Annotated in this window: 16 protein-coding genes and 1 other annotated feature; all 16 genes read right to left on the bottom strand. The window is 39.9% G+C overall.

The window, feature by feature from the left end; genetic code table 11:
• Positions 1-216: 216 nt before the first annotated feature.
• The 16 genes from rpoC to cysE all read right to left on the bottom strand — a co-directional run bounded on the left by rpoC (position 217) and on the right by cysE (position 16,481).
• Positions 217-3,810 carry a DNA-directed RNA polymerase subunit beta' gene (gene rpoC, locus B5P37_RS07145; RefSeq protein ID WP_240622368.1) on the bottom strand — a complete coding sequence of 1,198 codons (3,594 nt, stop codon included), beginning with the start codon at positions 3,808-3,810 and terminating at the stop codon, positions 217-219.
• Positions 3,811-4,034: 224 nt separating this feature from the next.
• Positions 4,035-7,586, bottom strand: a complete 3,552-nt coding sequence (rpoB, locus tag B5P37_RS07140; protein ID WP_085237566.1) for a DNA-directed RNA polymerase subunit beta — start codon at positions 7,584-7,586, stop codon at positions 4,035-4,037.
• Between the two features lie 212 nt (positions 7,587-7,798).
• Positions 7,799-8,407, bottom strand: coding sequence for a class I SAM-dependent methyltransferase (locus B5P37_RS07135; RefSeq protein ID WP_085237565.1), 609 nt, complete (start codon positions 8,405-8,407; stop codon positions 7,799-7,801).
• Between the two features lie 77 nt (positions 8,408-8,484).
• Positions 8,485-8,850, bottom strand: a complete 366-nt coding sequence (gene rplL, locus B5P37_RS07130; protein WP_085237564.1) for a 50S ribosomal protein L7/L12 — start codon at positions 8,848-8,850, stop codon at positions 8,485-8,487.
• Positions 8,851-8,893: 43 nt separating this feature from the next.
• Positions 8,894-9,394 carry a 50S ribosomal protein L10 gene (gene rplJ, locus B5P37_RS07125; protein ID WP_085237563.1) on the bottom strand — a complete coding sequence of 167 codons (501 nt, stop codon included), beginning with the start codon at positions 9,392-9,394 and terminating at the stop codon, positions 8,894-8,896.
• A gap of 48 nt (positions 9,395-9,442) precedes the next feature.
• Positions 9,443-9,585, bottom strand: a sequence feature (ribosomal protein L10 leader region).
• 98 nt (positions 9,586-9,683) lie between these two features.
• Positions 9,684-10,376: a 50S ribosomal protein L1 gene (gene rplA, locus B5P37_RS07120; protein WP_085237562.1), complete on the bottom strand. Its 693-nt coding sequence runs from the start codon at positions 10,374-10,376 to the stop codon at positions 9,684-9,686.
• A 189-nt stretch (positions 10,377-10,565) separates the two neighbouring features.
• A complete protein-coding gene (gene rplK, locus B5P37_RS07115) occupies positions 10,566-10,988 on the bottom strand; it encodes a 50S ribosomal protein L11 (protein WP_085237561.1) in 423 nt (140 codons plus the stop codon).
• A 166-nt stretch (positions 10,989-11,154) separates the two neighbouring features.
• A complete protein-coding gene (gene nusG / locus B5P37_RS07110; RefSeq protein WP_085237560.1) occupies positions 11,155-11,703 on the bottom strand; it encodes a transcription termination/antitermination protein NusG in 549 nt (182 codons plus the stop codon).
• Between the two features lie 18 nt (positions 11,704-11,721).
• On the bottom strand, positions 11,722-11,901 hold the full coding sequence (secE, locus tag B5P37_RS07105; protein WP_085237559.1) for a preprotein translocase subunit SecE: 180 nt from the start codon (positions 11,899-11,901) through the stop codon (positions 11,722-11,724).
• An 18-nt stretch (positions 11,902-11,919) separates the two neighbouring features.
• Positions 11,920-12,063 (bottom strand): 50S ribosomal protein L33, encoded by a 144-nt coding sequence (gene rpmG / locus B5P37_RS07100; protein WP_085237558.1) that lies wholly within the window; start codon positions 12,061-12,063, stop codon positions 11,920-11,922.
• A gap of 68 nt (positions 12,064-12,131) precedes the next feature.
• A complete protein-coding gene (locus tag B5P37_RS07095) occupies positions 12,132-12,698 on the bottom strand; it encodes a sigma-70 family RNA polymerase sigma factor (protein ID WP_085237557.1) in 567 nt (188 codons plus the stop codon).
• Between the two features lie 75 nt (positions 12,699-12,773).
• Positions 12,774-13,298 carry an NYN domain-containing protein gene (locus B5P37_RS07090; RefSeq protein ID WP_085237556.1) on the bottom strand — a complete coding sequence of 175 codons (525 nt, stop codon included), beginning with the start codon at positions 13,296-13,298 and terminating at the stop codon, positions 12,774-12,776.
• 2 nt (positions 13,299-13,300) lie between these two features.
• Positions 13,301-14,050: a 23S rRNA (guanosine(2251)-2'-O)-methyltransferase RlmB gene (gene rlmB / locus B5P37_RS07085; RefSeq protein ID WP_085237555.1), complete on the bottom strand. Its 750-nt coding sequence runs from the start codon at positions 14,048-14,050 to the stop codon at positions 13,301-13,303.
• A gap of 5 nt (positions 14,051-14,055) precedes the next feature.
• The gene (locus B5P37_RS07080; RefSeq protein ID WP_085237554.1) at positions 14,056-14,457 is read right to left on the bottom strand and encodes a Mini-ribonuclease 3; all 402 of its coding nucleotides are present in this window, start codon (positions 14,455-14,457) and stop codon (positions 14,056-14,058) included.
• Positions 14,450-15,850 (bottom strand): cysteine--tRNA ligase, encoded by a 1,401-nt coding sequence (gene cysS, locus B5P37_RS07075; protein ID WP_085237553.1) that lies wholly within the window; start codon positions 15,848-15,850, stop codon positions 14,450-14,452. The genes B5P37_RS07080 and cysS overlap by 8 nt, the downstream gene beginning before the upstream one ends.
• Positions 15,834-16,481: a serine O-acetyltransferase gene (gene cysE / locus B5P37_RS07070; RefSeq protein ID WP_169710794.1), complete on the bottom strand. Its 648-nt coding sequence runs from the start codon at positions 16,479-16,481 to the stop codon at positions 15,834-15,836. The genes cysS and cysE overlap by 17 nt, the downstream gene beginning before the upstream one ends.
• Positions 16,482-16,776 lie beyond the last annotated feature (295 nt).

Genomic DNA, 16,776 nt, shown 5'->3' with positions numbered 1-16,776 from the left:
TTCTCAAAACGTTCGTCAATAGTTATTGATAAAATTCTTGATTCCCACTCACGATTTAAAAATGTTGCTAAAACAAGCCACGGACGACGCTCCTGAACGCCAGCGATAAACCACTTTTTCAGGTCAAGTCATCCATGCTCATCTTAGAATATTAACCGCATTAGAGAGAGAAGTTTTTCTTCTCTCCCTTATATTCGTACACCGAATGGGTCAAGGTTAGTCTACAACGACTTGTTCTTCAGCTCCAGCTTGTTTCGATTCGTCTTTTTCGATATCGACTTTACTGTAACGTTTCATACCTGTACCGGCAGGAATTAACTTGCCGATAATAACGTTTTCTTTAAGACCTAACAAGTCATCACGTTTACCTTTAATTGCCGCATCAGTTAACACACGTGTTGTTTCTTGGAATGAAGCCGCAGACAAGAAGCTTTCTGTTTCAAGAGAGGCTTTCGTAATACCAAGCAATACCGGTTTAGCCGTTGCTGGACGCTTACGTTCTTTAAATGCTTCACGGTTTGCATCTGTGAAATTATGAATATCCACCAATGAACCTGGAAGCAATTTCGTATCTCCTGCTTCAATGATACGTACTTTACGCAACATTTGACGCACCATCACTTCGACGTGTTTGTCATCGATTTCTACCCCTTGCATACGGTAAACTTTTTGAACTTCTTTCAGCAAGTACTCTTCTGTTGCAGTTAAACCAGCGACAGAAAGGAAGTTTTTCGGCTCGATAGATCCTTCTGTTAAGACTTCACCGCGTGCAACGGATTGTCCAATTTCCACTTTCAAACGAGATGTACCTGAAGCAAGGTATGCACGTGTTTCGTTCGCACCTTTAACCACGATTTCTTGTTGACGGTCTTTACCTACTGTAATATTGTCGATGACACCTTCAATTTCAGTAATGACAGCTTGACCTTTCGGGTTACGCGCTTCGAAAATTTCTTGAATACGTGGTAAACCTTGTGTAATATCGCTTCCGGCAACCCCACCTGTATGGAATGTACGCATTGTCAACTGTGTACCCGGTTCACCGATAGATTGTGCAGCAATTGTTCCTACTGCTTCACCCACTTCTACTTTTTCACCAGTCGCTAAGTTTTTACCATAACATTTTTCACATACACCATGCCGTGTGTTACATGTAAATGCAGAACGAATGTACATTTCTTCAATACCTGCATCTGTAATTTCTTTCGCAATTTCAGGTGTAATCAACTCGTCAGGACGAATAATCACTTTGTCCGTTTCAGGATGACGAACGGTTTGTTTAGAATAACGCCCTTCAATCCGCTCGATAAATGGTTCAATCATTTCTGTACCTTCTTTGATATCTGAAACGAGCAAGCCACGATCTGTACCACAGTCTTCTTCACGGACGATGACATCTTGTGCCACGTCAACGAGACGACGTGTTAAGTAACCTGAGTCCGCAGTCTTAAGTGCCGTATCCGCAAGTCCCTTACGCGCACCGTGCGTCGAGATAAAGTACTCTAGTACCGTTAAACCTTCACGGAATGATGATGTGATTGGCAATTCGATGATTTTACCTGATGGTGCGGCCATTAATCCACGCATACCTGCAAGTTGCGTGAAGTTAGATGCGTTACCACGGGCACCAGAGTCACTCATCATGAAAATTGGGTTTGTTTTATCAAGAGACTTCATCAACTTAGCTTGAATTCTGTCTTTTGCGTTTGTCCAAATTTCAATAACCGCATTGTAGCGCTCTTCTTCCGTCAATAAACCACGGTTGAATTGCTTTTGTACACGTTCAACTAATTTTTCAGATTCGTCTAGAATTTCTTGTTTATCTGGTAGTACCACGATATCCGCAACACCAACCGTAATACCTGCTTTTGAAGAATACTTGAATCCTAAATCTTTCATTAAGTCAAGCATCATCGACGTATCTGTAATGCTAAAGCGATTAAATACTTCAGCAATGATATTACCTAAGAACTTTTTGTTGAATGGTGGCACAAGCTCAGTATTTTCAAAATACGCAGCTAAGCCTCCTTCACCAAGTTCAGATGCATCGACAAAATATTTATCTGGTGTGCTCTTCTCTAAGTTAGTTGCTGTCGGTTCATTGATATACGAGAATGAATCCGGAATAATTTCATTAAAGATGACTTTACCAACAGATGTTGTTAAAATTTTACGGTTTTGTTCTTCTGTAAATGTTGGGTTGTTGAAAGATGAAGCTTGAACACCGATACGCGTGTGCAAGTGAACATGTCCATTCGCATAGGCTTTGATCACTTCATTTGTATCATTAAATAGCATACCTGTATTTACGGCATCTTTACGCTCTAATGTTAAGTAGTAGTTACCCAATACCATATCCTGTGATGGCGTCACGACTGGTTTACCATCTTTAGGGTTCAAAATGTTTTGTGCAGCTAGCATTAACATACGTGCTTCTGCTTGTGCTTCTTTTGATAAAGGTACGTGAACCGCCATTTGGTCACCGTCAAAGTCCGCGTTATAAGCCGTTGTTACAAGTGGATGTAATCGGATAGCACGCCCTTCCACTAGCGTAGGTTCAAATGCTTGGATACCTAATCTGTGAAGCGTTGGCGCACGGTTTAACAATACAGGATGTTCAATGATTACATCTTCCAGTACATCCCATACTTCGTCATCCATGCGTTCAATTTTAGTTTTCGCATTTTTGATATTTGTTGCGATTTCACGTTGAACCAATTCTTTCATCACAAATGGTTTAAACAATTCTAATGCCATTTCTTTAGGTAAACCACATTGATACATTTTCAAGTTTGGTCCTACAGCGATAACCGAGCGTCCAGAATAGTCTACACGTTTACCTAATAAGTTTTGACGGAAACGCCCTTGTTTCCCTTTCAACATATGTGACAATGATTTGAGTGGACGATTACCCGGACCTGTCACCGGACGACCTCTACGGCCATTATCAATCAATGCATCGACGGCTTCTTGCAACATACGTTTTTCGTTTTGCACGATAATACCAGGTGCGCCTAAGTCTAATAAACGTTTTAAACGATTATTACGGTTAATGACACGACGGTACAAATCATTCAAATCACTTGTTGCAAAACGTCCACCATCAAGCTGAACCATTGGACGAATTTCAGGTGGGATAATTGGAAGGACATCAAGAATCATCCAAGCCGGATTATTACCTGAGTTACGGAATGATTCCACCACTTCTAAACGTTTAATCGCACGTGTTAAACGTTGGCCTGTTGCCGACTCTAACTCATCACGCAACATTTTCAACTCTTCATCCAAATTGATTTCTTCTAATAAATCTTTAATCCCTTCAGCACCCATTTTGGCAGTGAATTGACCTGGGAATTTATCATAATAATCACGGAATTCTGCTTCTGAAAGTAACGTTTTCTTTTCTAAACCTGTTGGTCCTGGATCAACCACGACATAAGAAGCAAAGTAAATAACTTCCTCTAATGCACGTGGCGACATGTCTAACAAAAGTCCCATACGACTTGGAATCCCTTTGAAATACCAAATATGTGAAACAGGTGCTGCAAGCTCAATGTGCCCCATACGTTCACGACGTACTTTTGATTTTGTCACTTCTACACCACAACGGTCACAAATCATGCCTTTATAGCGTACACGTTTATACTTTCCACAACTACATTCCCAGTCTTTAGTCGGTCCAAAAATTCTTTCACAGAAAAGACCATCTTTTTCTGGTTTTAACGTACGATAGTTAATTGTTTCTGGCTTTTTAACCTCACCATATGACCAAGAACGAATTTTTTCAGGTGAAGCGAGTCCTATTTTCATGTAATGAAATTTATTTACATCAATCAAGGAGCCTACCTCCTTTAGTTTAAATTAACTGTGCTAGTTGATTGACTTACATTATACTCTTTAAAATGTTGAAGCATCGGATACGAACCGATAGCCAACCCCTCTCGTTAGCCTTCGATTCTTTTCTGAAATGATGTGAGGTGGGGGCCAGGACAAAAACGCCCTCGCCCTTCACTCATACCACCCATCATTCTCGATTATTCAGTCACTTCTTTTTGTGATTCTGGAACACTTGAAGGTTGAATATTAACTTTGCGATCTGGCATATCATCATCATCTAAATCGCGCATTTCAATTTCATTATCTTGTTCATCCATCACTTTAACATCGAGACCTAAACTTTGTAATTCTTTCATCAACACGCGGAATGATTCTGGAACGCTAGGTCTTGAGATGTTCTCACCTTTAACGATGGCTTCATAAGTTTTCACACGACCTACCGTGTCATCTGATTTGTATGTGAGAATCTCTTGTAATGTGTATGCTGCACCATATGCTTCAAGTGCCCATACCTCCATCTCACCAAATCTTTGACCACCAAACTGTGCTTTACCACCGAGTGGTTGTTGTGTCACTAATGAGTACGGTCCAGTTGAACGTGCGTGTAGTTTATCGTCTACCATGTGCGCAAGTTTCAACATGTACATCACACCCACTGAGATACGGTTGTCGAATGGTTCACCAGTACGGCCATCATAAAGTACGGTTTTACCGTCACGTGCCATACCTGCTTCTTCAATTGTTGACCATACATCTTCATCGCTGGCACCATCAAATACTGGTGACGCAACATGGATGCCTAAGTTTTTAGCGGCCATACCTAAATGAAGCTCGAGTACTTGTCCGATATTCATACGTGATGGTACACCAAGTGGGTTCAACATAATATCAATCGGTCGACCATCTGGTAAATATGGCATATCTTCTTCAGGTACAATTTTAGAGATGACACCTTTGTTACCGTGACGACCACACATTTTGTCTCCTACGTGGATTTTACGTTTTTGTACAATGTAAACACGGACTAATTGGTTTACACCTGGTGAAAGTGAATCATCACCGTCTTCACGATTGAACACTTTTACGTCAAGGACAATACCTCCCGCACCATGTGGAACACGTAATGACGTATCACGAACTTCACGTGCTTTTTCACCAAAAATAGCATGTAACAAACGCTCTTCAGCGGTTAATTCTGTTACACCTTTTGGCGTAACTTTACCTACTAAAATGTCACCATCTTTAACTTCTGCACCGACATAAACAATACCGCGATCGTCTAAGTTTTTCAGTGCATTTTCCGATACGTTTGGAATATCACGTGTGATTTCTTCCGGTCCAAGTTTCGTGTCACGCGCTTCAGATTCATACTCTTCAATATGAACAGAAGTGTAGACATCATCTTTGACAAGACGTTCACTCATGATAACGGCATCCTCATAGTTATAACCGTCCCAAGTCATGAATCCGACAACGACGTTACGTCCAAGTGCCATTTCACCCAGTTCCATAGATGGACCATCGGCTAGAATTTCACCTTTTTCTACGATATCACCCTTCGCAATAATCGGGCGTTGGTTGTAACATGTTCCTGAGTTCGAACGTTTGAATTTCGCTAACGGATAACGATCCAATACGCTTTCTACTTCTTCACCATTTTCTTCTACTAAACGACGCACCAAAATTTCACTCGACTGAACATGTTCTACACGTCCACGATGTTTAGAAATCACAGCTGCCCCTGAATCACGTGCCGCAACATGCTCCATTCCTGTTCCAACAAATGGAGATTCTGGGTTGAGCAATGGCACAGCTTGACGTTGCATGTTCGCACCCATTAAGGCACGGTTTGAGTCATCGTTTTCTAAGAACGGAATACATGCTGTCGCCGCAGAAACAACCTGCTTAGGTGAAACGTCCATGTAATCCATTTTTTCTTTGGCCATTGTTGTGTTATTACCCCGGAAACGACACACAATCTCATCGTCTAAGAAACGACCATTTTCATCGAGACGTGCATTCGCCTGAGCGACAACATAACTGTCTTCTTCATCAGCAGTTAAGTAATCGATTTGGTCTGTAATCGTATTTGTCTCAATATCTACTTTTCGGTACGGTGTCTCGATAAAACCAAACTCATTGACACGCGCATAACTTGATAATGAGTTGATCAAACCAATATTCGGACCCTCTGGTGTTTCAATTGGACACATACGCCCGTAGTGGGAGTAATGGACGTCACGCACTTCCATTTGTGCACGTTCACGCGTTAAACCACCTGGCCCTAAGGCAGATAGACGACGCTTATGTGTTAATTCAGCAAGTGGGTTCGCTTGGTCCATGAATTGTGATAATTGAGAACTACCAAAAAACTCTTTAATCGATGCAATGACTGGACGAATATTGATTAATTGTTGTGGTGTAATCGAATCTGTGTCTTGGATTGACATTCTTTCACGCACGACACGCTCCATTCTTGACAAACCAATGCGGAATTGGTTTTGTAACAACTCACCGACTGAGCGTAGACGACGATTACCAAGGTGGTCGATATCGTCTGTGTAACCAATACCATGCAATAAATTAAAGAAGTAAGACATAGACGCAACAATATCTGCCGGTGTAATACATTTCACTTCTGAATCTGGGAACGCATTACCAATCACTGTCGTTGTACGCGCTTCATCATCATTAGGGACATACACTTTAATGGATTGAATTTCCACTGGCTCATCAATAATGCTGTTTTGAAGTTCATAAACTTGTGTATTCGCATTTGTTTCGAGTACATCCATGATTTCGTCTAATTTACGACGATCCAGTACTGTGCCTTCTTCAGCAACAATTTCACCTGTATCCGTATTCACAATCGGTTCTGCTAGTTTCTGGTTGAATAGGCGGTGTTTCAAATGTAGTTTTTTGTTGGCTTTATATCGGCCTACACTTGCTAAATCGTAACGTTTAGGGTCAAAGAAACGAGAGTATAACAAGCTTTTCGCATTTTCTACAGTTGGTGGCTCACCTGGACGTAAGCGCTCGTAAATCTCCAATAACGCTTGTTCCGTATTTTCTGTACTATCTTTTTCCAATGTATTGCGTAAATACTCATTATCACCAATTAATTCGATAATTTCTTGATCTGTTGAGTAGCCTAATGCACGTAATAACACAGTTAATGGTAACTTTCTCGTTCTATCGATACGTACATAAACGACATCTTTCGCATCTGTTTCGTATTCCAACCAAGCACCACGGTTCGGAATAACGGTCGCATCATAGTTCACGCGTCCATTTTTATCTAATTTTTCATTAAAATAAACAGATGGTGAACGCACTAATTGTGATACGATAACACGCTCTGCCCCGTTAATAACGAAAGTACCTGTTTCCGTCATTAATGGGAAGTCTCCCATAAATACTTCTTGGTCTTTCACTTCTCCAGTTTCTTTAATGATCAAACGCACCTTCACGCGCAAAGGTGCTGCGTACGTTGCGTCACGGTTTTTAGATTCTTCTAAATCATATTTTGGTTCACCTAATCTATAATCTACAAACTCTAATGAAAGATTCCCCGTGAAGTCTTCAATTGGAGATATATCACGGAACATTTCTAACAAACCTTCTTTTAAGAACCAATCGTACGATTTCGTTTGAATTTCAATTAAGTTTGGTAACTCTAAAACTTCTGAAATTCTTGCGTAGTTTCTACGTTTACGATGTCTTCCATATTGGACAAATTGACCTGCCAAACAGATTCACCCCTCAAAAATTGTGTGAACACTTTTCAGTTCCCATCATGCAACAAGACAAAAAGAAAACGGTAGCACATGAAACGATGACACCATTTTCTATTCTATAAGTCTTATTTTGAAATGTTACAATGAAACTTTAACCGTAAAAGTACACACTTATTGAACATAATTATTTCATCTTACGACTATATCATAACTCAACGACAAAATCAACATTTAACACTCTTTAAAATGTGATAGCCTTTACTATTTTTGATCGACTCAACATTTCCGAAAACGTCAGACATTTTTTTCTTCGCAGAGGGCATACCTTGTTTCTTTTGTATGACAACATAAAGCATCCCTTGTTTTTCAAGCACATGATATGCATCACTGAGAATTTGATGAACGATTTGTTTACCCGCTCTAATCGGAGGATTTGTCAAGACGTATTGAAAAGTTTCGTCAGCAACTTGTGAGAGACCATCGCTTTCTTTGACCGTCACATTTGTGATTTGATTACGCTTCGCATTTTTCTCCACTAAGCTCAACGCTCGTCGGTTCACATCTACCATGGTCACGCAATCATGTGGTGCCACTTTCGCCAACATCAAACCGATTGGACCATAGCCGCAACCTACATCAAGAATCGTCTTCTTTTGACCTGGGGGATGTGCATTAAGAAATGTTTGAATTAACAAATCCGAGCCAAAATCCACTTGATCACGCGAAAAAACACCGGCGTCTGTAGTAAGATGAAGCTGATGCCGTTGATACTGGTATGTAATTTCTTTTTCATTCGTCCGGGCATCAGGTTGTACATCATAGTAATGACTCATCGGCGTTGCACCTCTTTATCGTTTAATATTCAAAAACCCGCTATTATGTAATAGCGGGTTTTTCACTTATCAATGAATTATTTCAATTCTACTGAAGCGCCAACTTCTTCTAATTGTTCTTTAAGTTTTTCAGCTTCTTCTTTAGGCATTGCTTCTTTGATGATGCTTGGTGCACCGTCAACTAATGCTTTCGCATCTTTTAAGCCTAAGCCAGTTGCTTCTTTAACTGCTTTAACAACTTTGATTTTTGATGATCCAGCTGAAGTTAATTCAACATCAAATTCAGTTTTTTCTGCTGCTGCGTCTCCACCTGCTGCACCTGCTACTGCTACTGGTGCTGCTGCAGTTACACCAAATTCTTCTTCAATTGCTTTTACTAAGTCGTTTAATTCTAAAACTGACATTTCTTTGATTGCTTCAATGATTTGCTCTTGATTAGCCATGTTTATATTCCTCCAATTTTTAATTTTAGTTTTAATTAATCAATTATTCTGCGTTTTCTTCTTTGTTTTCTCCAACAGCTTTAACTGCATAAGCGAAATTGCGAATTGGTGCTTGTAATACAGAAAGAAGCATTGATACAAGACCTTCGTGTGATGGTAATGAACCTACTGTCTTCACATCTTCAGCAGAAATCACATTACCTTCCATGATACCTGTCTTGATTTCTAAAGCTTCGTGTTCTTTAGCGAATCCAGCAATGACTTTTGCTGGCGCAACGACATCTTCAGTCGTAAATGCGACTGCCGTTGGGCCAGTAAAGAATTCATCCAAGCCTTCAATGCCAGCTTGTTCCGCTGCACGGCGTAACATTGTGTTTTTGTACACTTTGTACTGAACATTCGCTTCACGTAATTGCTTACGCAATTCTGTTACTTCTGCGACTGTTAAACCACGGTAGTCTACAACTACTGTAGAAACAGAACTTTTAAGTTGATCTGCGATAACGTCAACTTGTTGTTGTTTCGCTTCAATGATTCTTGACATCTTGACACCTCCATAGATAAGTTTTGGGTGCTTTTATAATTAAGTTACACTTAAATTAAAAAAGCACTTTTTACCCACGGCAAAAAGTGCTTGAAAGATTTAACGTTCAAGTCCATTTTAGCCTCGGTAGGATATAAGTTTAAGTCCTTGCTCAGAACTCCTACTGTCTTAGGTAAAATATTCAACAGAATTTAATATAAAGGTTTTCTCGTAATAAGTCAACCTTTTTATGAAATCATGTACTAAGTGATGAATACGCGCTTCGATCACTCAGTACGGATGAATGTGATTATTTGAAAGTCGCTGTGTCTACTTTGATACCAGGACCCATTGTTGTTGTAACCGCTACAGACTTAAAGTATGTTCCTTTAGCTGAAGCTGGTTTAGCTTTTGCTAACACGTCTTGTAAAGTGTTGAAGTTTTCAACTAATTTTTCTGTTTCAAAAGAAACTTTACCGATAGAAGCGTGAATGATACCTGCTTTTTCAGCACGATATTCTACTTTACCTGCTTTGATTTCTTCAACTGCTTTTTTAACGTCCATTGTTACAGTACCTGTTTTAGGGTTAGGCATTAAACCTTTAGGTCCTAATACGCGACCTAATTTACCTACTTCACCCATCATGTCTGGTGTTGCTACAACAACGTCAAAATCGAACCAACCTTGTTGGATTTTGTTAACGTACTCAGCGTCACCTACATAGTCAGCGCCAGCTGCTTCTGCTTCAGCGATTTTATCACCTTTAGCAAATACTAAAACGCGTTGTGTTTTACCAGTACCATTTGGTAATACAACTGCACCACGGATTTGTTGGTCGTTTTTACGCGTATCGATACCTAAACGGAATGCCACTTCAACTGAAGCGTCAAAGTTAACAACTGATGTTTCTTGAGCTAAACGAATCGCTTCTTCAACACTGTAAAATGCTTGGCGATCAACTTTTTTTAAAGCTTCTTGATACTTTTTACCTTTTTTAGCCATTTTTTGTCCTCCTTTAGTGGTTTTATCGGAATGTCCTCCCACGTTAACCTGCTTAATAGCAAGTTGAGCGCAGATAGCCCTCGCGTTCAATACACGATTCAAATGATTCATATCTCATTAATCAATGGCCTATCTGCGTTCGTTTTCGAAATTTATCGTATCATTTTATTGTTTTTTGAATGTTGACAATTACTCAACAACAATCCCCATACTACGTGCAGTACCTTCGATGATACGCATAGCTGCTTCTTCATCGGCAGCATTTAAGTCAGGCATTTTACTGTTAGCAATTTCACGTACTTGATCTTTAGTTACTGTTGCAACTTTGTTTTTGTTAGGCTCACCAGAACCTTTTTCAACGCCTGCTGCTTTTTTAAGCAATACAGCTGCAGGTGGTGTTTTAGTGATAAATGTAAATGAACGATCTTCATATACATAAATCTCAACTGGAATGATTAAACCTACCTGTTCTTGCGTACGTGCGTTAAATTCCTTTGTGAAAGCCATAATGTTCACACCGGCTTGACCTAATGCAGGACCAACTGGTGGTGCTGGGTTTGCTTTACCTGCTGGAATTTGTAACTTAACTACTTTTTCTACTTTTTTAGCCACGATGTGCACCTCCTTGATATCGTGATGTGGTCACAGGGCTCATTTTTGCCCTCCCACTCTTAAACATTTCGTGACGAAATGTAGCGCTTCGAATGCGCGACCACGTAATTATAACACTCCAGATAACATAATACAACACATTTTTTGTAACATTTTTCCCTGGAGGTTATAACTTCTCTATTTGATCAAACTCTACTTCGACAGGCGTCTCTCTGCCAAACATATCGACCAGTACTGTGAGCTTGAATTTATCTGCTTCAATCTCACTGACTTCACCCACTTGACTTGCAAATGGGCCAGAGGTAATACGGACTTGTTCTCCTAAATCCACTTCAACGTCGATTGTTTTCTCATTCATACCCATCTGCTTCAGAATAAAGCGCACTTCATCTGGCAATAACGGGTTTGGTTTTGAACCTGCACCTGCTGAACCTACAAAACCTGTCACACCTGGTGTGTTTCTTACAACATACCATGATTCGTCTGTCATGATGAGCTCAACGAGTACATAACCCGGAAACGTTTTTTTCATTTGTTTCTTCGCTTTACCATCTTTGACTTGTGTTTCTTCCTCTTCTGGAATCACCACTCTAAAGATTTGCTCCGTCATATTCATCGATTCGACACGTTTTTCCAAATTCTTTTTTACTTTATTTTCGTAACCAGAGTAGGTATGAACTGCATACCAACGTTTTGCACCTATCTCTTCAGACATGCTGACAACTCCCCATTCCTATTTTATCAATTCAATTAACTGTCCAATTCCGATGTCTAAGCCCCAGAAAAACAACAAGAAGAATAATACAGTCATGACAACAATGGTTGTATATTTAACAAGTTCCGATCCTGTTGGCCAACTCGTCTTTTCCATTTCGGATTTTACACCTTGGAAGAAGCTTTCTTTTTTCGGCATTATCAATTTCCCTCCAATTTATTTGGATTCTTTATGAAGTGTATGTGTGTTACATTTTGCACAGAACTTTTTCAATACTAAGCGTTCTGTAATGTTCGTCGATTTCGGTACATGATAATTTCGATTACCACATTTTTCACAATTTAACGGCACTTTTTTCAACGTTTCTCACCTTGCTTCTATAATACCAGTTTACTATACATAAGTTTGCATTCAATTGTCAAACGCCATTATGCGTCTAGTAAACATTTCATTTTTTGTCGAATTCTATAGATCGCGTTGTATACTTTTTTATCTCTAGTGGCTAACGCTTGAGCAATTTCCGCCGGTTTCCACTCTTGTATCAATCCTTCTAAAACACGCATTTCAAAAGCGCTTAATTGTTCTGATACTTGTTGTAGTAACGCTTCAATTTCATATCTATCATATCGTTGTTGCTGTTCCAACTGATTTTGATAGCGAAAGGCGTATCCTTGAACATAATCTTCAAATATTCGCTGATGCGTCAGTTTCCTACGACGATAATCGACTTTGCGACGATAAATGGTACGATTGATATAATGCTCGAATGGAATTCCTAGATAAAAGTGCTCACTCTGTAACTTCTGATAAATCGCAATCATCACGTCTTGAATTAAGTCTTCACAATCTGCCTGCGCCACACTGAAATCACCAAAGCTTTTTCGCGCTAACTGCTCAATGTACATCATTAACTGTGCCATGGCTTCCGGTTGTTGCTGTTGAGCGCGTTGAACCGTCTCAGCAAAAATCGTCTGTTGTTCGAGAGATAATGTCATACTGATTTCCTCACCTTCGACAAATTATCTCTAATCATATCTGTCAAAGGGGGAAATCAACAACATACTAAAAGACTAGTCTTGAGACTCACCACGTCTAAGTTTTTCAAATTCAGAGAGCAATTCTTCTGACAGTTGAATGCGTGTACGGGGCTTGTTTTCGTCAAAGCGATGTATCGACTTTACGACGGCATCTTTGTTTTCTTTTAAATGACGCCACATTTCTCGCGATGATAAACGATATGCACCTGTTCCGAATATCGCATGTTGCTCACTCATATCACTCGTTACTACGGTAATATGCGTCGTATGTTTATTGTAAATGTTATAAACATAGCGCTCTATAAAGCTGTCCGCCGTTTCATTTTCTTTCGTGAAGATGACTTTTACGCCGTGATACACATATTCTGTTTGAGGTGTACCACGATCATACGCATCGAACACACATACAATTTCACCCTTTGTCACGGCGCTGTAATTCGAAATTTCTATTAACAGTTTTTCTCGCGCCTCTTCCAAACTTTCTTTAGCAAGGCGACTGAGTTCTGGAGACTGACCTATCATGTTATATCCATCTATTATGACATAGTAGTCTTTCATATTTATTTGTCACCACCAATAGGGTGTCGTTTGCGAAATACTTCATACATCATCAAACTTGCAGCGACCGAAGCATTGAGACTGTTCACATGGCCGACCATCGGAATTTTAATGTAAAAGTCACATTTTTCTTTTACACGACGACTCATGCCTTGTCCTTCACTCCCAATCACGATGGCTAAAGGCATGTCTGCTTGCATCTCACGATAGTCTGTCGCATGATTCGCCTCAGTGCCCGCGACCCAATACCCTTTATCTTTGAGCACATCTATCGTTTGAGATAAGTTCGTCACGCGAATGACAGGCACGTGTTGAATCGCACCTGTTGACGCTTTTGCAACGGTTTGCGTCAATGCCACCGAGCGCCGTTTCGGAATGATAATGCCATCCACCCCCGTCGCGTCTGCCGTTCTCAAAATCGAACCTAAGTTATGTGGGTCTTCTAAACCATCTAGAATTAACACCGTTGATAAATGTTCCTGTTGTGCTTGTCGTATTAAAAAATGCTCTAAATCTTCATACTCATATGGTGCAACATATGCAGCTACCCCTTGATGTGGCGCACTTGAAATTTGATCTAATTTAGATTTTGGCACCTCTTGGACAACGAGTTTTGATGATTTCGCAAGTTTTAAAATATCTTCAATTTGCTGTTTCTTCATGCTATCTTGGATTAAAATTTTATTGATGCTGTGACCTGATATGACTGCTTCTCTCACTGCATGGCGACCCACAATAATTTCCGAGTCCATGGATTTCAACGCCTTTCTTCCACATATTCAACAATGGTTTTTAATAATGCTTCCAATCGTTCTGTTTGTTGATTTAGATATAAAAAACCGAGTACTGCTTCTAAACCCGAACTTTTCCGATACGTTTGGACATCTGTATTCTTCGCTTTCGTATAACTTTTGGCGTTGCGTCCACGCTTCACAATCATGTACTCTTCATCAGTAAACCAATCATTCTCTACTAAACGCATTAACGTTTCCGCCTGGCTTTTAGCAGAGACAAATCGTTTCGCCTCTTGATGGAGCCGATTCGGTTTGCTTTGAAGTTTTAAGATGATGTACGTTCGTACGTATTGGTCGAGTACCGCATCGCCGACATAGGCTAATGATAGTGGGTTGAGCAACGTAATATTGACCCTTTTATCCACGTTTATATCTCACACCTTGTGGCGTATCTTCTAATATAATGTTTTGTGCTTTCAACTGTGCTCTAATTTCATCTGCACGTGCATAATCTTTCGCTTTTCGCGCTTCATTTCGTGCCTCAATCAATTTTTCAATCTCTTCATCAAGTAGCATATCCCCTTGATTCGAAGTCAATGGCACCCCTAAAATGTCACTAAATGTCTCAAATACAGCTTTAAAACGCTGAATGACTTGTGTCGACGTATGGTCTTCTAACAAATACTTGTTCGCAAGCTTAACTAAATCGTACCACGCGGTAATCGCATTCGCTGTATTAAAATCATCATCCATGACTGTTTCAAACTGCGCTAAAATCTGCTCGATTTGCGTTAATATTGCCCCATCATCAGTTAAATTCGTCGCTACCGCTTCACGTGCATTCAAAGCGTCGTAGCTGTTACGAATACGCGCCAAGCCACTTTTAGCCGCTTCGACAAGCTCTAAATTATAATTGATTGGACTTCTGTAATGCACACTAATCATAAAAAAGCGTAAAACATCAGGATCGACTTCTTTGATAATATCGTGAACTAAGATAAAGTTCCCTAAAGACTTACTCATCTTTTCATTATCAATATTAATGAAGCCGTTATGCATCCAGTAATTTGCAAACGGTGCGTGATTATGTGCTTCTGATTGTGCAATTTCATTTTCATGATGTGGAAATTGTAAATCACTTCCACCCGCATGAATGTCAATTGTTGGCCCTAATTTTTCAAATGCCATAACTGAACATTCGATATGCCAACCCGGACGCCCTTCACCAAACGGGCTATCCCAACTAATCTCATTCGGCTTTGCTTTTTTCCAAAGCGTAAAGTCGAGCGCATCTTCCTTATTTTCACCTTGTTCAATCCGGGCGCCTACCTTTAAATCATCTAAAGATTGATGACTCAACTTACCGTAATCTTCAAACTTACGTGTTCTAAAGTAAACATCTCCACCACTCTCATAAGCAAAACCTTCATCCACTAGTTTTTGAATAAATTGAATAATTTCATCCATATGATCCATTACCCGTGGATTACATGTGGCTGGTTTTACATTTAATGCGGCAGTATCTTCATGAAACGCTTTGATATAACGGTCTGCAATTTCCGGAACAGTCTCACCCAACTCCTGCGCCCGTTTGATTAATTTGTCATCCACATCTGTAAAATTAGAGACATAGTTCACTTCATAACCTTTATATTCAAAGTAACGACGAACCACATCGTAATTGATTGCTGGGCGTGCATTCCCGATATGAATGTAATTATATACTGTCGGCCCACACACGTACATTTTTACTTTGCCTGGTTCAATTGGTTTAAACTTTTCCTTTTGACGCGTTAATGTATTATATAATGTAATCATCTTTAATCTCTCCATTTTTAGTTTGTTCAAGTTGTCGTTCAAGCTGCTTCAACTGTTCATAAATTGGATCTGGTAAATCGAGATGATCAAACGTTTTCCCAATTCGTTTTCCGTCTTGCTTAACAATCCGACCCGGTATACCCACCACCGTCGAGTAACTCGGCACATCGCTTAACACAACAGAATTCGCACCAATATTCACATTTGAATGCACTTTAATATTACCTAACACCTTAGAGCCCGCTGCAATTAAAACATTGTCCCCAATGTCCGGATGCCGTTTTCCTTTTTCCTTCCCAGTACCGCCCAGTGTCACACCTTGATAGATCGTCACATTATCGCCGATCGTACATGTTTCACCAATCACAACACCCATGCCGTGGTCAATAAATAAACGTCGTCCAATTTTAGCTCCCGGGTGGATTTCAATTCCAGTATAAAAGCGGGAAATTTGTGAAATCACACGTGCAAGTGTGTAACGTTTCTTCTTGTACAAACGGTGCGCAATCAAGTGACTCCACACCGCATGTAAACCTGCATATGTTGTAATGACTTCTAAAGTTGAGCGTGCTGCTGGATCTTGTTCAAATACCATTTTGACATCATCTATCATCCGTCGTATCACAATCATCCCTCCTTTTAATCACATGACATGCGTTTGATTGTTTCAAGCCCAAAGCATTTTGTCACAGCTTTCATACTCAGTAAGACCCTGTGCATGATGATTTAAAAAAACACCTCTAACATATTCAATGTCAGAGGTGCTCATACGCACGGTTCCACTCTTAATTAGTATATCGCCAATGGTTGATTGGACAAATATACTCACTCAATTCATCATTTAATTTTTTATCCTAAAGGTGCATTCAACAAATTTTGCGATGTACTTCCACCCACCGTACACTCTCTGATTACACGCCATTTGC

This window comes from Staphylococcus lutrae (assembly GCF_002101335.1).
Taxonomy (GTDB): Bacteria; Bacillota; Bacilli; order Staphylococcales; family Staphylococcaceae; genus Staphylococcus; species Staphylococcus lutrae.
Note: the sequence above shows the minus strand (reverse complement) of the source record. Positions and strands in the feature narration are given on the sequence as shown.